At 67.7% G+C, this 15643-nt stretch carries 11 protein-coding genes; 5 read left to right on the top strand and 6 right to left on the bottom strand.

Features of this window, described 5'->3' with window-relative positions:
* Positions 1-29: 29 nt before the first annotated feature.
* Both BN118_RS16900 and BN118_RS16905 read right to left on the bottom strand, forming a co-directional pair.
* Entirely contained in the window at positions 30-1016 is a 987-nt protein-coding gene (locus tag BN118_RS16900) for a Bug family tripartite tricarboxylate transporter substrate binding protein (protein ID WP_014906050.1), read from the bottom strand.
* 81 nt (positions 1017-1097) lie between these two features.
* On the bottom strand, positions 1098-2900 hold the full coding sequence (locus BN118_RS16905; RefSeq protein WP_010929950.1) for a DNA alkylation response protein: 1803 nt from the start codon (positions 2898-2900) through the stop codon (positions 1098-1100).
* A 257-nt stretch (positions 2901-3157) separates the two neighbouring features.
* Between BN118_RS16905 and BN118_RS16910 the strand changes: the two genes are divergently transcribed.
* Together BN118_RS16910 and BN118_RS16915 are read left to right on the top strand one after the other, a co-directional pair.
* The gene (locus tag BN118_RS16910; RefSeq protein ID WP_014906051.1) at positions 3158-5275 is read left to right on the top strand and encodes a 3-hydroxyacyl-CoA dehydrogenase NAD-binding domain-containing protein; all 2118 of its coding nucleotides are present in this window, start codon (positions 3158-3160) and stop codon (positions 5273-5275) included.
* A 29-nt stretch (positions 5276-5304) separates the two neighbouring features.
* Positions 5305-6489: an acetyl-CoA C-acyltransferase gene (locus BN118_RS16915; RefSeq protein ID WP_010929948.1), complete on the top strand. Its 1185-nt coding sequence runs from the start codon at positions 5305-5307 to the stop codon at positions 6487-6489.
* Between the two features lie 21 nt (positions 6490-6510).
* Here the strand turns inward: BN118_RS16915 and BN118_RS16920 are convergent, their stop codons facing one another.
* On the bottom strand, positions 6511-6999 hold the full coding sequence (locus BN118_RS16920; protein WP_003815701.1) for an Lrp/AsnC family transcriptional regulator: 489 nt from the start codon (positions 6997-6999) through the stop codon (positions 6511-6513).
* A gap of 149 nt (positions 7000-7148) precedes the next feature.
* Between BN118_RS16920 and glmS the strand changes: the two genes are divergently transcribed.
* A complete protein-coding gene (gene glmS, locus BN118_RS16925) occupies positions 7149-8981 on the top strand; it encodes a glutamine--fructose-6-phosphate transaminase (isomerizing) (protein ID WP_010929946.1) in 1833 nt (610 codons plus the stop codon).
* Between the two features lie 197 nt (positions 8982-9178).
* Here glmS and BN118_RS16930 read toward each other — a convergent pair whose 3' ends face one another.
* The 3 genes from BN118_RS16930 to BN118_RS16940 form a co-directional block, all read right to left on the bottom strand.
* The gene (locus BN118_RS16930) at positions 9179-10159 is read right to left on the bottom strand and encodes an NAD-dependent epimerase/dehydratase family protein (RefSeq protein ID WP_010929945.1); all 981 of its coding nucleotides are present in this window, start codon (positions 10157-10159) and stop codon (positions 9179-9181) included.
* Between the two features lie 56 nt (positions 10160-10215).
* Positions 10216-11235 (bottom strand): Bug family tripartite tricarboxylate transporter substrate binding protein, encoded by a 1020-nt coding sequence (locus BN118_RS16935; protein WP_010929944.1) that lies wholly within the window; start codon positions 11233-11235, stop codon positions 10216-10218.
* 63 nt (positions 11236-11298) lie between these two features.
* Positions 11299-12192: an ABC transporter substrate-binding protein gene (locus tag BN118_RS16940; protein WP_014906052.1), complete on the bottom strand. Its 894-nt coding sequence runs from the start codon at positions 12190-12192 to the stop codon at positions 11299-11301.
* 398 nt (positions 12193-12590) lie between these two features.
* Between BN118_RS16940 and BN118_RS16945 the strand changes: the two genes are divergently transcribed.
* Together BN118_RS16945 and BN118_RS16950 are read left to right on the top strand one after the other, a co-directional pair.
* On the top strand, positions 12591-13370 hold the full coding sequence (locus BN118_RS16945; protein WP_010929943.1) for an enoyl-CoA hydratase/isomerase family protein: 780 nt from the start codon (positions 12591-12593) through the stop codon (positions 13368-13370).
* On the top strand, positions 13370-15511 hold the full coding sequence (locus tag BN118_RS16950) for an acetate--CoA ligase family protein (protein ID WP_014906053.1): 2142 nt from the start codon (positions 13370-13372) through the stop codon (positions 15509-15511). Before BN118_RS16945 ends, BN118_RS16950 begins: the two co-directional genes overlap by 1 nt.
* Positions 15512-15643 lie beyond the last annotated feature (132 nt).

Raw genomic sequence — 15643 nt, forward strand, 5'->3', positions numbered from 1 at the left:
CGGAGTCGTCGCGGGTGGGGAGGGACTGGCTATTTGGCCGGCTTGAGGCCGGCGGCCCTGACCGTTGCTCCCCAGTCGGCCATCTCGGAGGCGATGAACTTGTCGTAGGCGTCGGGGCCGAGTCCGGCGACGGTCATCCCGAGGTTCTCGAAACGGGTTTGCATGACAGGTTCGGCCAGTTGGCCCAGGATCTCCGCCGCCACGGCGTCGATGGCCGCGCGCGGGGTGCTGCGTGCCGCCGAAATGCCGAACCAGGAGAAGACGTCGAAATTCTCGATGTCGGACTCCTGGATGGTGGGGACGTCCGGGAAGTTGGGCGAGCGCTCGGCGGTGGATACCGCCAGCAGCCGCAGGCGCCCTTCCTTGACCAGGGCCGCGAAGGTGGGAATGTTCTCGATGGTGAAGAACACATCGCCCTGCAGCAGGCCCAGCATGTTGCCCGCGGCGCCCTTGAAGGGAATGTGCAGCAGATCGATGCCCAGGCGCTGGCCCAGCATCACGCACGAAAGGTGCGAGGTCGTGCCGATCGCCGCGGAGCTGAATACGCGTTTTTCGGGATCCTTGCGCAGCGTGTCGAACAGCTGCTGCGCGCTGGTGATGCCGGTATCCGAGCGCACGAACAAGCCGTTGGGCAGCGTGCAGCACCGCGCCACGCCCGGCAGGTCGGTATGCCAGTCGAACGGCACTTTCTCGTACAGCAGCACACTCAGTACGTTGGAGGCCAGGTTCGAGACGAAGAAGGTGTGGCCGTCGGTGGCCCGCGCGGCGTTGCCGGCGCCGATCAGGCCGCCGACCCCCGGCATGTTCTCGATCACCACGGACTGTCCGAACTTGCTTTGCAGCGGTTCCTGCAGGTTGCGCGCCACGATGTCGCTGGTGCCTCCCGCGGCGCCGCCGGAGATGAAGCGCAGATGGCGGGTCGGCCACGCCGGCCCCTGGCCGAAGGCCTGTCCGGCCAAGGCCGGGAACGCACTGGCGCCAAGCAGGGACAACAGCGCTCTACGTTTTTTCTGCATGGATGGCTCCTGATCGGAAAATGGGTGCGGCGGAAATCTCGTGGGCCAACGGGTGGCTGCTGGCGATGCGTTTGCAGGCGTTCATGCGGCGTTGGCGTCGAGCATGCCGGTCACGGCGTGCAGGGCTTCCAGCGTCACGGGTCGGTCGACGTCCAGCAGCAGGTCGGCGGCGCGCGACTCGCGCCGGGCATGCTCGCCATCGAATGGCTCGGCATGTTCGATGCGATGCATCAGCACCATCCAGCTCAGGAGCAGCCTGCGGGCATCGCCGGTCCTGGCGGCCAGCATGGCGCCTTCGTGGGCGAGCAGCACGGCGGTCATCACGTGATAAAGACGCGAGGAGGCCGACCGCGCAAGGTGTTCGAGCTGTGGATCGGCGGCGATCGCGGCGATACGCGCGACGGCTTCCTCTACGGCCTGCGTCAGCGCCGCGCCGTGGCGTGGCGGCACGCGGGCATCGCGAGCCAGCTCCATGAGGCGCTGGCGCAACGCCTCATGGGCGGCATCCCTGGCCACCGCGCGGGTGACGATGTCGAGCGCGTTGATGTTGCTGGTGCCTTCCCACAGCAGCCCGGTCTGGGCATCGCGCACCAGACGAGCATTGATCCATTCTTCGATGTAGCCGCTGCCGCCGCGCACTTCCATCGCTGCGGTGGCGACCGTCGCGTTGTCGCGGCAGGCTCGGAACTTCAGCAGCGCGGTGGCCAGCCGCACGATCTTCCTGTCCCGCGGATCGTCCGCGCCGGCGCGGTGCATCGTCGAGGCAACAAACATGCATGCCGACAACGCCTGCTCGGTGGGCACCATGATCTTCAACAGGCTGCGTTTCATCAGCGGATGCGCGATCACCGGTTTGCCGAAGGCGGCGCGACGGCGGGCGAAATGCAGGGATTCGTTCAGGCACCGGCGCATCATGCCGGCTGCGCGCACGCCGTGCGAGAGCCGCGAGGCGTTGATGGGCAGGACGGCGTACCGTATGCCGTCCCTGCCCTGGCCGATGGCATGGGCGAGGGCGCCGTCGAAGACGACCTCGCCGGTGGCCATCGAACGGGTGCCCAGCTTGTTCTTGAGCCGCGCGATGCGGTAGCGATTGCGAGTGCCGTCTTCCAGCAAGCGAGGGACGACGAACATGCCAAGGCCGCGCGTTCCCGCCGGGGCGCCTTCCGGACGCGCCAGCACCAGCACGTAATCGGCGTCGATGGCGCTGTAGAACCATTTCTCGCCATATATCTTCCATGCGCTCCCGTCGAACCGGGCATGGGTGCCGATCCCGGCGAGGTCGGAGCCGCCGGTGCGCTCTGTCATGAAATGGCCAATTTTCAGCAGGGTACGCATATCCTGGCTGAGCATGCCGGCCATGCGTTGCTTGAGTGTGTCGTCGGCGTAACGCTGGATCATGCCGACCGCCGCATCGTTGCCATTGACGGGGCACAGCAAGCCGAACTCCGCCTGCGAGAACAGGTAGGTCAGCGTGTACTTGACCAGTGGCGACGCGTGGCCAGGCCAGCCGAGCACGCCGGGCTTGTGGCCGATCGCGGCCATGCCGAACTCGCTGAACGCGATCCGCTCCATTTCCCGGTATGCCGGGTGGTAGTCGATGCGGTCGACGTCGCGGCCGTGGCGGTCGCGCGGCGCCAGCGTCGGCGGATGCTTGTCCGCGGCGTCCGCCAGTTCGTCCAGCGTGTTGCCGGCCAGCTCGCCGAGCCGGTCGAAGTGCGGCGTGAAATGGCGCAACTCTTCGGTATCGGCGCAAAGCGCCAGCAGTTGGCGCAGCGATGGATCGAGGCGCCAGAAGTTCTGGCCCCGGCAGTCGTTCGGAATCGATTCGGCCGCGTCCGCGGTGCGGGGCCGTGATGGTGAAACTTCATGATTCGCCAGCGGCATGCGTGTTGTCTCCGTGTATGCGACCGGCTTCGAGGTATGCGCCAGTTCTGATGGAACGAAGAGTACCCAGGCCGCGAACATCGAATCAACGGCTGAGCGCAGTATTCATGCTTATGAATGAATAATTCGAATATGCGAATACTTGGCCTGATTGCGGCGAGGTTAGGCGTGTAGATTTCATGCTGTCCACGTTGCCCAGGCCAACGTGGCGATTTCCCTACACGTAGCATTTCCAACCAGCTGGAGGCAGGTCGAGAATGACGAACCCGGACTTCGAACACATCAAGCCGGTGGTGAGCGTTGCCCGGCATCGGAACGTAGCCGTCCTGAGCGTCGACAATCCGCCGATCAACGCACTGTCGGATACGGTACGTGCCGGCCTGTGCTCGGCGCTGCGCGAGGCGGAAGCGGACCCCGCAGTGCGGGCGGTGGTGCTGGCGTGCGAGGGCAACACGTTCGTCGCCGGCGCGGATATCCGGGAGTTTACGCGTGCGAAGGGCGCTGCCGAGGCAATCGATGTGCCCGCCGTGATCGAATCGTGCCGCAAGCCTGTCGTGGCGGCGCTGCATGGCCAGGCGCTCGGTGGCGGACTGGAACTCGCGCTTGCATGCCATGGCCGCGTCGCGCTGGCGGGATGCCGGCTCGGACTGCCGGAGATCACCCTGGGGCTGATTCCTGGCGGAGGCGGCACGCAGCGCCTGCCCCGTCTCATCGGATTGGAGGCGGCCGCCGAACTCATCCTGTCCGGCGCGACGATCGATGCCGAGACGGCGCGCGAGTCGGGCCTGCTCGACGCTGTCTGGCCGGACAGGCTGCGTGAACGGGCCATTGAATTCGCGGCATCCCTGGCCGACAGTCCTGCAGGCGTGCGCCGTGCCAGCACGTTGGCGCATCCGCCCATGTCGCCGCAGACCGGGCAGGACCTGCGCAAGATTGCCGAGTCCCGTCCTGCCGCGTTGCGCGCACCCCAGGCGGGCGCGGCGGCCGTGGAGGCCTTGTCGGCAGCGGCGCAGCCGGACTTTGCCCGCGGCCGGGCGCTCGAACGCGAGCTGTTCGCCCGATTGCGCGACGGCGAAGAGTCGCGCGCGTTGCGCGCGCTGTTTTTCGCCGAGCGTTCAGCCAGGCGCGTCGGGCTCGATGACGCCACGTCCGCGCCGCCGATGGCGCACGATGCCGCCGTGGTCGGCGCGGGGACGATGGGCCGGGGCATCGCCATCGCGCTGGCCGATGCGGGATTGCGCGTGCGATTTATCGATGTCGAGCAGGCCAGCCTGGACAGGGCGCTTGAAGCGATTCGCGCGCATTACCGGTCGCTTGCTGCGCGCGGCCGCATGACGGAGGCGGCGGCACGGGATGCCGTGGCACGGATCTCGCCTGCCAGCGACATGCAGGCGGCAGCCGAGGCCGACGTGGTGGTCGAGGCCGCCTTCGAGGATCTCGCGATCAAGCAGGCGATTTTCCGCCAGCTCGATAGCATTGTGCGGCCCGGGGCTGTCCTGGCGACCAACACGTCCACGCTCGATGTCGACGCGATCGCCGCCGCGACCCGGCGGCCGCAGGATGTCGTGGGCACCCATTTCTTCAGCCCGGCCAACGTGATGCGCCTGCTGGAGGTGGTGCGCGGCGCGCGCACCGCGCCACGGACGCTGGGAGCGGTGCTGGCATTGGGCCGCCGCATGGGCAAGGTATGCGTAACGGTTGGCGTATGCGATGGATTCGTCGCCAACCGCATGTCGGCCCACCGCGCCCGTCAGATAGAGTTGCTGCTACAACACGGCGCGTTGCCGCAGGACATCGACCAGGCCGCGCGCGAGTTCGGGTTCAGCATGGGGCCGTGCGCGGCCACCGACCTGGCGGGCCTGGACATCAGTTGGCGCATCCGGCGTGGCAAGGGAGCACGCTCCCCCATTGCCGATGCCCTGTGCGAACTTGGCAGGTTTGGCCAGAAGGTTGGCCGCGGATATTTCTCCTATGCGCCTGGCAGCCGCGTCGCCGTCCCGGACCCCGAGGTCGAAGCGCTGATCCGGCGCATGGCGGAACAACTGGGCATACGCCGCCAATCGTTCGATCTCGCCACGATTACCGACCGGCTGATCCTGCCGGTGATCAACGAAGGCGCGCGTGTATTGCAGGATGGCGTTGCGCGGCAGGCCCGCGACATCGACCTGATCTGGGTCCACGGCTTCGGCTGGCCGGCACGGCGCGGCGGGCCCATGCTCCATGCCGAACGGGTAGGGTTGGCCAGCGTGTGCGACCGGCTCGCCCGCCTGGCCGACGCCCTGGAGGACGCTTCGTTGCAGCCGGCGCCGCTGTTGCGCGATCTCGCTACCCGCGGTGCCGGGTTTGCCTCGCTGCATGCCGCGCGCCAGGCATGACCGGCACATTCTCGACAGGAGACTCGAAGATGCTTGATGCAGTCATCGTATCGACGGCCCGCACGCCGATCGGCAAGGCCCGCCGCGGGGCGCTCAATCTGACGCACGGCGCCGACCTTGGCGCCCATGCCATACGCCATGCCGTCCTGCGGGCCGGCCTGGAGGCGGGCGAGGTCGAGGATGTCATTCTCGGATGCGGCTACCCGGAAGGCGGGACCGGCAGGAACGTCGCCCGGTTGAGCGCGCTGCGGGCCGGCATGCCGGTCACGGTTTCAGGCATGACGGTGCAGCGCGCCTGCAGCTCCGGCCTGCAGGCGATCGCAATCGCGGCCGGCCGGATCCGTACCGAAGGCGTGCCGGCGATCGTGGCCGGCGGTGTCGAGTCGGTCAGCCTGGTGCTGGACCATATCAACAGGTCGTCGCACCGCAACGAATGGCTGTCGGCGCACTTGCCGGGCATAGACATGACCATGATCGAGACGGCGGATCTGGTCGCGCAACGCTACGGTATTTCGCGCGAGGCCCAGGATGAATACGCGTTGCGCAGCCAGCGCCTGACCGCGGCCGCGCAAGAGGCGGGCAGATTCGAGCACGAGATCGCGCCGATCCGCACGACCATGCGCACGATCGACCCGGCCACCGGCGAGGCCGTGCTGCGACAGGTGGAGTGCGCGCGGGACGAGGGCGCTCGTCCGGATACCTCGCTCGACAATCTTGCCCGGTTGGCGCCTGTGCGTGGCGACGGGCAATTCGTGACCGCAGGCAACGCCAGCCAGTTGTCCGATGGGGCCGCGGCCTGCGTCCTGATGTCCGGCCGCGAGGCTGCCCGACGCGGCCTGGAACCGCTGGGGGTGTTCCGCGGCTTCGCCACCGTCGGATGCGAGCCGCAGGAAATGGGTATCGGGCCCGTGCTGGCGGTGCCCAGGCTACTCGAACGCCATGGCCTGACGGTCGACGACATCGATCTGTGGGAACTCAACGAGGCCTTTGCCTGCCAGGTGCTTTATTGCCGGGACCGGCTGGGTATTCCCGACGCCCGCCTGAACGTCGACGGCGGCGCGATCTCGATCGGCCATCCATTTGGCATGAGCGGCGCCAGGATGGTCGGCCACGCACTGATCGAGGGCCGCCGCCGGGGGGCGCGCTACGTGGTGGTGACCATGTGCGTGGGTGGCGGCATGGGGGCGGCCGGCCTGCTGGAAGTCCAGCAGTGATTGGTACGGCCGGCCCGTGGCCTACCCGCCGATCCCGATGCGCGTCTCGAACTTGGCGCGGTGCACCGAGAAAAAGGTGCGCACGTTGCGCACATTGGCCTGGGCGGTGAACACCCGGTGGGCCAGGGCGTGGTAGGCCGGCATGTCGGCCACCTGTACGATCACCACGAAGTCCGGGCCGGGCGAGACGCGGTAGCACTGCAGCACCGCCGGTTCGTCCAGCAGGCTGGCCTCGAATTCGGCCAGGCGTTCGGCCGCCTGCACGTCCAGCGTGATTTCCACGATGGCCGTCAGCGTGCTGCCCACCTTGGCCGGCGCGACGATGGCCACCTGCTTTTCGATCACGCCTTCGTCCACCAGGCGGCGCACCCGGCGCAGGCAGGTCGGCGGCGAGGCGTGCACGCGCGCGGCCAGTTCCTGGTTGGTCAGGGCGCAGTCACGCTGCATTTGGTCGAGGATGCGGCGGTCCAGGTCATCCAAAGGGACGGAAGGATTAGGCGTGTTTTGCATGATTAATTCAAAATAACGCTCCGGAAGAAATTATATTTAATCACGTTTCTGTAAGAAAATAACCTTCCAAAATTCGTAGAATTAAGAAATCTAATTTCTTGGCGGGCAGCGCACAATGCGTCCGAACCTGAATTCTTAGGAGTCCACCCATGTGCGGCATTGTTGGCGCCGTCGCCCAGCGCGACATCACCCCGATCCTGATTGAAGGCCTCAAGCGCCTCGAGTACCGCGGCTACGATTCGTGCGGCGTCGCCCTGTATATGGACGGCCACCTGCGTCGCACGCGCAGCACCAAGCGCGTGGCGGAACTGTCCGAGCAGGTCGCCGAAGACAAGCTGGGCGGCTTCACCGGCATCGCCCACACGCGCTGGGCCACGCACGGCATTCCCGCCACCTACAACGCCCACCCGCATTTCTCGGCGCAGGGCAAGGACGAGCCGCGCATCGCGCTGGTGCACAACGGCATCATCGAGAACCACGAAGAGCTGCGCCAGGAGCTGCAGGGCGTGGGCTACGTGTTCGAAAGCCAGACCGACACCGAGGTCATCGCGCACCTGGTCAACCACCTGTATGCGGGCGATCTGTTCGAGGCGGTGCAGCAGGCCGTGCGCCGCCTGCAGGGCGCCTACGCCATCGCCGTGTTCTGCCGCGACGAGCCGCACCGCGTGGTCGGGGCCCGCCAGGGTTCGCCGCTGGTGGTCGGGCTGGGCCAGAACGAGAACTTCCTGGCCTCCGACGCGCTGGCCCTGGCCGGCACGACCGACCAGATCATCTACCTGGAAGACGGCGACGTAGTCGACCTGCAGCTGGCCCGCGTGTGGATCGTCGACCAGGCCGGCAAGCAGGTCGAGCGCAAGGCGCACACGGTGCAGGTGCACACCGGCGCGGCCGAGCTGGGCCCGTACCGCCACTTCATGCAGAAAGAGATCTTCGAGCAGCCGCGCGCCGTGGGCGACACGCTGCAGGACATCGAGTCGATCACGCCCGAGCTGTTCGGCGACGGCGCGTACAAGGTCTTCAAGGAGATCGATTCGCTGCTGATCCTGGCCTGCGGCACCAGCTACTACGCCGGCCTGACCGCCAAGTACTGGATCGAGTCCATCGCCCGCATCCCGGTGGCGGTGGAAATCGCCAGCGAGTATCGCTATCGCGACAGCGTGCCCAACCCCAATGCGCTGGTGGTCACCATCTCGCAGTCGGGCGAAACCGCCGACACCCTGGCCGCGCTCAAGCATGTGCGTTCGCTGGGCATGCAGCACACGCTGACGGTGTGCAACGTGGTCACCAGCGCCATGGTGCGCGAGTGCGAGCTGGCGTACATCACCCGCGCGGGCGTCGAGATCGGCGTGGCGTCGACCAAGGCCTTCACCACGCAGCTGACCGCGCTGTTCCTGCTGACGCTGGCCCTGGCGCAGACGCGCGGCCGCCTCACCGAGGAGCAGGAGGCCGAGCACCTGAAGGCCTTGCGCCACCTGCCCGCGGCCATCGGCGCGGTGCTGGCGCTGGAGCCGCAGATCATGGCCTGGGCCGACCGCTTCGCGTCCAAGGAAAACGCGCTGTTCCTGGGGCGCGGCATGCACTATCCGATCGCGCTGGAAGGCGCGCTCAAGCTGAAGGAAATCAGCTATATCCACGCCGAGGCCTATCCGGCCGGCGAACTCAAGCACGGCCCGCTGGCGCTGGTGACCGAGCACATGCCGGTGGTCACGATCGCGCCCAAGGACGCGTTGCTGGAGAAGCTGAAATCCAACATGCAGGAAGTGCGCGCGCGCGGCGGCGAGCTGTATGTGTTTGCCGATGCCGACAGCAAGATCGCCAACGCCGAGGGCATGCATGTGATCCGCATGCCCGAGTACTACGGCGCGCTCTCGCCCATCGTGCATACGATCCCGCTGCAGCTGCTGTCGTACCACACGGCGTGCGTGCGCGGCACCGACGTGGACAAGCCGCGCAACCTGGCCAAGAGCGTGACGGTGGAGTAAGGGGAAAAGCCGGCGGCCGGTCAGGGAGGCTGTCCCCGCATGGAGACCGGCGCCTGCGGCATGGTGTGCCTGTCCCCGCTGGGACAGGCACACCGGTCTACGCCATGAGCGCTTGACGGCCAAGACGCGGGGACAGGCACACCACGCGATGCGGGTCTGGCTCTCCGTGCATCGGCACGGGTCAGGCTGCGGCGGATTCAGGCGATCCTGCCCACCGCCGCCCGCCAGGCCAGGTAGTCGTCGAAGGCGCGCTCCAGCATGTACAGCGGTTCGTAGCCGGTATCGCGGCGCAGGCGGGCGATATCCATCGGCGCGCGCTGCACGGCCTTGTCGCGCCCGATGGTGCATTCGTCCAGGTTGTCGGCCATGCGATAGGCGAAGCGCGGGAAGCGCTCGCGCAGGCGTTCGCACCAGTCCCGCACCGACCAGCGCGCGCCGGCCGACAGGTGGTAGACCGGGTCGGGCGTCTGCCCGCGGTCCAGCACGGCGAGGATGCCGCGCGCCACGTCCACCGAGTAGACCCAGTCATCGGCCGCCAGGCTATGCACCACGGCCTGTCCGCCGGCCTCGGCGATGCCCGACAGCTGCAGGGGCAGGCTCAAGGTATCGCGTACGCCCGTGTCGTACTCCCAGCGGCCGAAGACCGTGCCCAGCCGCAGCACGGTCAGGTTCAGGCCGCGCGTTTTCCGGTAGCGCACGCCGGTGCGTTCGGCGGCGAACTTGCTGATGCCGTACAGCGTTTCGGGCAGCACGGCGCTGGTTTCGTCCAGCATGCCTTCGACCTGGCCGGCGGCGCCGAACACCGAGCCCGTGCCCAGTTGCACCACCTGCCGCACGCCATGGCGCAGGCCGGCCTCCATCACTTTCACGGCGCCGAGCAGGTTGACGGTGAAGATATCCGCGGCCGCGTTCTTTTCGCGCTCCAGGCCGGCGGTGACGGCCGCGCCATGCACCACGCGATCGACGGCATGCTCGCGCAAGGCGGCGTCCAGGTCCGCGCCGCGGCGTACGTCGCCAAGTACGGTGGACAGTCGCCCCGGCAGATGCGCCATGGCCGCGGTGGCCGCGTCCGGCAAGGGGGCGGGCCCGAACGCCACGACGTCTTCGCCGCGTTCAAGCAGTTGCTCGATGAGGTTCAGGCCGACAAACCCCGCCCCACCCGTGACCAGTACCGACATGATTTCCTGCTCCGTATCGGGCGGCCGTTCCACCTGGGCGCGGCCGCCTGTGTCGATCAATCGACGCTGATGTCGGCGACGTTGGCGATGGTTTGCCACTTCTGCGTTTCGGCGGCGATGAAGTCGCGGGCTTCCTGGTCCGTCAGCACCAGGGGCTGCACGGCCAGTTCGGCCAGGCGCGCGGCGTAGTCCGGGTTGGCGACGATCTTGCTGTTGGCCGCCTGGAACCTGGCCTGGATGTCGGCGGGCGTGGCCTGCGGCAGCGCGATGCCCCACCAGGTGCTGGAGACCATCTTGGGCAATCCGAGTTCGGTAAAGGTCGCCACGTCCGGCAGCAGCGCCAGGCGGTTCTTGTCGGCCACCGCCAGGGCGCGCAGCTTGCCGCTGGCGATGTGGTTCTTGATGGTCGTCAGGTCGTTGACCGTCATGTCGACTTCGCCGCCGAGCAGCGCCAGCGTGGCCGGCCCGCCGCCCTTGTAGGGCACGTGCATGAGGTTGATGCCCGCGGTGTACTTGAGCAGTTCGCCGCCCATCTGGACGATGGTCCCGATGCCGGAGGTGGCGAAGGTGTATTTGCCGGGGTGCTGCTTGGCCAGCGCGATCAGTTCGGGCACGGTCCGGGCGGGAAAGTCCGCGCGCACCGCCAGGACGTGCGGCGCGTTGGCGATCAGGCCGACCAGCGAAAAGTCGCGGAAGAAGTCGTACGGCAGCTTCTTGGAGATGATCTGGTTGATGACCATGGTGCTGGTCGTGCCGAATACGATGGTATAGCCGTCGGGGGCGGCGCGCGCGGCTTCGTTGGTGCCGATGATGCCGCCGGCGCCGTCGCGGTTCAGCACTACCACGGGCTGGCCCATCAGGTCGGACAGGTGCTGGGCGTAGAGGCGGCTCACGATGTCGGCGGGTCCGCCGGCCGAGAAGGGCGCGATCATCCGTATGGAACGGTTGGGAAACGCGTCGGCGGCCGACGCGGCCGGCGATGCCAGGCTGGCCAGCAGCAGGATCGATGCGCTCAGGGCCAGGCGCGGCAGGCGGCACAGGCCGCGCGCGAAGTTCAGGGGGTGCAGAATGGCCATCGTGATGATTTCCGAGAAAGATGGTGGGCAACGCAATCGGGCGCCGTGCATGGCCGTCCCGCGTCAGTGGTCGAAATTGTGGACACAGGCCTCATAGCCTATGCGCGACGAAACGAATCCGCCGCTGTGCAAGCTGCAGGCAAGGCGATCGAAGCCCTCCTTGTTCACGTGGGTGGTTTCGGACCAGATGCCGTTGCGCCGGTAGCGCTCGATGGCCGCGTGGAGGATGTCCGGCGCAAGTTCGGTGAAGAACGGCGCGGTGAGGCGGGCAAGGTCGCGCGCGTCGTGCGCGTGGATCCATGCCTGCGTCGCGCGCAAGGCGCGATCCAGCGCGGCCAGGGCGGCGCCGTTGCGCGCCAGGCCGTCGCGGCTGCAGATGAAGGTGGTGTAGACCGTGGGGCCGCGGCTGGCGGCGTCGTAGAGCAGCCGGCCGCCGGCCGCGAGCGCCTGGCTGGCGCACGGCTCGAACAGCTGCGCGACGTCCAGCGTTCCGTCCGCCAGGGCCTGCACTTGCTGCGGCATGGTCAGGGCCTCGACGAGCCGCCCGTCGCGCGCGATATCGATGCCGCGGTCGTGCAAGTCGGCCCGCAGGCAATACCAGGGCGTCGGCACTTCCGACACCACGCCCAGGCGCAGCGAGGGCAAGTCGTGGAGGCCGCGAGCGGCCAGGCCGGCCCGGCCGACCAGGCTGAACGGATCGCGCCCGACCGCTTCGCCGAAGGACCGCAGCGAGGCGCCGTTGTCCGGCGCGCTGTCGTGGTCCTTGATGACGCGCATCGGGCCGCCCCAGGTCAGGTCGACCGCGCCCGCTTTCACCTCGTCGATCGCGCCGCCGGGGCCGGCGGGGGGCAGCCATTCGATTTCCAGGCCCTCGCGCCCGGCGTGGCCGAGCGCCTTCAGGGCGTAGAACGGCGCATAGAACACGGCTCGAAAGTTTTCGGCCAGACGCAGTTTCATGATGTCCGGACCCAGGCGGGATGCAGGCGAGCGCCGCGCAGGCGCATGGCGGTCGCGGTCCGGACGGATACGCGGGCTTCGGGCGGGTTCACCATATTCTCCCCTGCATAATTTATTATTAAATGAATTATAAATATATTTATAGGGCGTTGCCAATGTCTTGTCAAGGCACGCCGCGGGCCGTGCGGGGTCCGCGCGCAGGCCCTGGCGTCCCGCAATCCCGGCAGTCCCGGCACAGCTTTGGATTTCTTGATGCGCTGGCGCGGAATTTGAAGATTTACAGCTTGCCGCAAGCCCGTGAACATGGAGCCCAGCGATCAGGAGGCCGCCCGGCGGGCTGTGCGGCTCCGTGCAAGCACTTCCAGATTCTTTCCCCCATATCAAAAAGGAGACGTTGGATGGCCGGGACGATTGACATTACGCATGAGGGCGCCGTCAGCACAATGACGATCAACGCGCCTCCCTTGAACGTATTCTCGGTCGAGATGCTGCACGCATTGCTCGAGGGGCTGCAGGCGCTGGAGCAGCGCGAGCAGACGCGCGCCATCGTGATCCGCGGCGCGGGCAGCCGCGCGTTCTCCGCCGGGGCCAACCTGAACGACCAGGCCGATTTCTCGGAGCACGACGCCCGCATGCTGCGCGTGATCGGCCGCGAGGTCGTCGAGCGAATCGAAACGCTGGAAAAACCCGTGATCACCGCCATCGAGGGCTGGTGCATCGGCGGCGGCACGGGCATTGCGTGGATCGGCGATATCCGCATCGCCTCGGACACCGCCAAGTTCCGCGCGGGGGACGCCTATCTCGGGATCATCCCGACGTGGAGCATCGGCATGGTGCGCCTGGTGCATTTCCTGGGCCGCAACCGTACGCTGGGCCTGCTGCTGCTGGGCGAGGACATCGATGCCGCGGCGGCGCTGGAGCTGGGCCTGGTGACCCGGGTCGTGCCGGCCGGGGAGTTCAATGAGCAGGTGGCGCAGATCGCGGCCCGGCTGGCCACCGCCGCGCCCATGTCGGTCAAGGCCATCAAGCTGGCCGTGCGCGCCCAGTATCGCGACAACACCGACCGGGCCGCGCAGCTCGAAGAGGAATGGTGCACCCGCATCTGGGCGTCCGAAGACAAGAACGAGGGCATTGCCGCGTTCAAGGAAAAGCGCCAGCCGCGCTTCAAGGGCAGGTAATGGACAACGCTTCCGTATCGCCCGGTTTTACCAGGCCGCCCCGGTTGAGCGTGGCGCGCATCGTCGCGCCGGGTTCGATCGCCGTCGTGGGGGCCTCCGACGACCTGAAGAAGTTCGGCGGCCGCATCATCCACTACGTCACGCGCAACGGCTACCGCGGCACCGTGATACCCGTCAACCCGCGCAGGGCCGAAGTGGCGGGGCTGCTGGCGGTGCCGAGCATCGCCCACCTGGGTCCGGTGGATGTCGCCATCCTCGCGCTGCCGGTGGACATGATCGAGCAGGCCATCGGCGAATGCGCCGCGGCGGGCGTGGGCGCCTGCGTGATCGTGTCGGCGGGGTTCGCCGAGCTGGGCGACGAAGGCGTCGCGCGGCAGGACCGGATCGTGCGCATTGCGCGCGAGGCGGGCATGCGGCTGGTGGGTCCGAACTGCATGGGCATCATCAATCCCCACCATCGCATGGCGTTGACGTCCTCGCTGGTGGTGGAACAGGGCGAGCTGCTGCCGGGCAACATCGGCCTGATCAGCCAGAGCGGCGCGCTCATGGTGTCGATGTACGACCGGGCATGCCGCGAGCAGATCCGCTTCAGCGCCTGCGTGTCGCTGGGCAACCAGTGCGACCTGGAGATCTGCGACTTCTTCGAGTACATGATCGACGATCCGCTGACGCGCGTCATCACGATGTATGTCGAAGGTTTCGTCGATACCGGCCGGTTCGCCAAGCTGGCGCGCCGCGCGCAGCGCGCGGGCAAGCCCGTGCTCCTGACCAAGACCGGCCGCACCGCCGCCGGCGCCGAGGCCGCGCGCTCGCATACCGCCAGCCTGGCGGGCAACTACCGGGCGCTCGAAGCGCTGTGCGAAGCCACGGGCGTGACGATCGTCGACGACCCCGACGGGATGCTGCAGCTGGCCGCGATCCTGGCGCGATTCGGGCGATGCGCCGCCGAAGGCGTGGGCATTGTTTCCCCGTCGGGCGGCGCCATCGGGATCGGGGTCGACCGCCTGTCCGACGTGGGCATCCGGCTGGGCAGGCTGGACGCCGCGTCCCAGCAGTTGCTGGGCACGGTGATGAACCCCAGCCATGCCTTCAATCCGGTGGACCTGGGCAATCGGACCACGGAAGAGATGAGCCAGCTGCGCACCATCGTGCAGGCATACAACCAGGCGCCCGATATCGGCGTCATTTTCGTCATTCTCACGACTTCGCCGCACTTCGAGCAGGTGACGCTGGCGCTGGGCCAGGCCATGGCGCAGGCGGGCGGCAAGCCGGTGCTGTTCCTGGTGACGCCCGGGGGCGTGGCCGACAACTGCCGGACCTTGCTGCAGGATCTGGGCCTGCCTTATGTCGATCGCATGGATGATGCGACCCGCATCCTGCGGCACTACGTGCCGAAGGCCGACGCCCTGCCCGCCCGGGACGCGCCGCGGCCCGCGTCGTGGCCGATGCCCGAGGGCGCCGGCCGCATGCTGGGCGCGCGTCCCGGCGAATCCGAGGTCAAGGCGCTGCTGCGCGCGTACGGGATCCCGCTGGCGCAAGAGCGTTTCTGCCGCACGGCCGAACAAGCCGTCGAGGCCGCGCGGGCCATCGGCTTTCCCGTGGTACTCAAGGCTGTCAGCGCGCAACTCGTGCACAAGAGCGATATCGGGGCGGTCAAGCTGAGGCTGGCGGACGACGCGGCCGTGCGGCGCGCCTGGGCGGAGATCGAACAGGCCCTGTCCAGCCAGGTCGACGGCGCCGTGCTCGATGGCTGCCTGGTGGCCGAGATGGTGACCGCGCAAAGCGAGCTGCTGGTTGGCGCGATCAACGACGCCCAGTTCGGCCCGATGATCATGGTCGGGTTCGGCGGGGTCACCGTGGAGCTGGTGCCGGATACCCAGTTGGCGGTGGCGCCCGTGGACACGGAACAGGCCATGGCGCTATTGCGGCGGCTCAAGCAATGGCCGCTGCTCGATGGCTACCGAGGCATGCCCAAGGCGGATGTGGCGGCCGTGGCCGAGGTCGTCAGCCGGGTCAGCTGGCTGATCGCGGACTTGCGCGACCAGATGGCCGAGCTCGACATCAATCCGTTGCTGATCCGGGCCGGGGACGGCAAGCCGATCGGCGTGGATGCGCGGGCCGCCATGCTCGGCCCGGGCTGACAGTAGGCGGCCCAGGCTGGCGCGCATGCGTCGCGGCAAGGCCTTGCCGCGACGCGCCGCCGGCATGCTGTTGGCTTGTCATGGTGACTGAATTGGTGAATGATCCGTGACGAAGTATTTTTCACTTTCGCT

This window comes from Bordetella pertussis 18323, from assembly GCF_000306945.1.
Lineage (GTDB): Bacteria > Pseudomonadota > Gammaproteobacteria > Burkholderiales > Burkholderiaceae_B > Bordetella > Bordetella pertussis.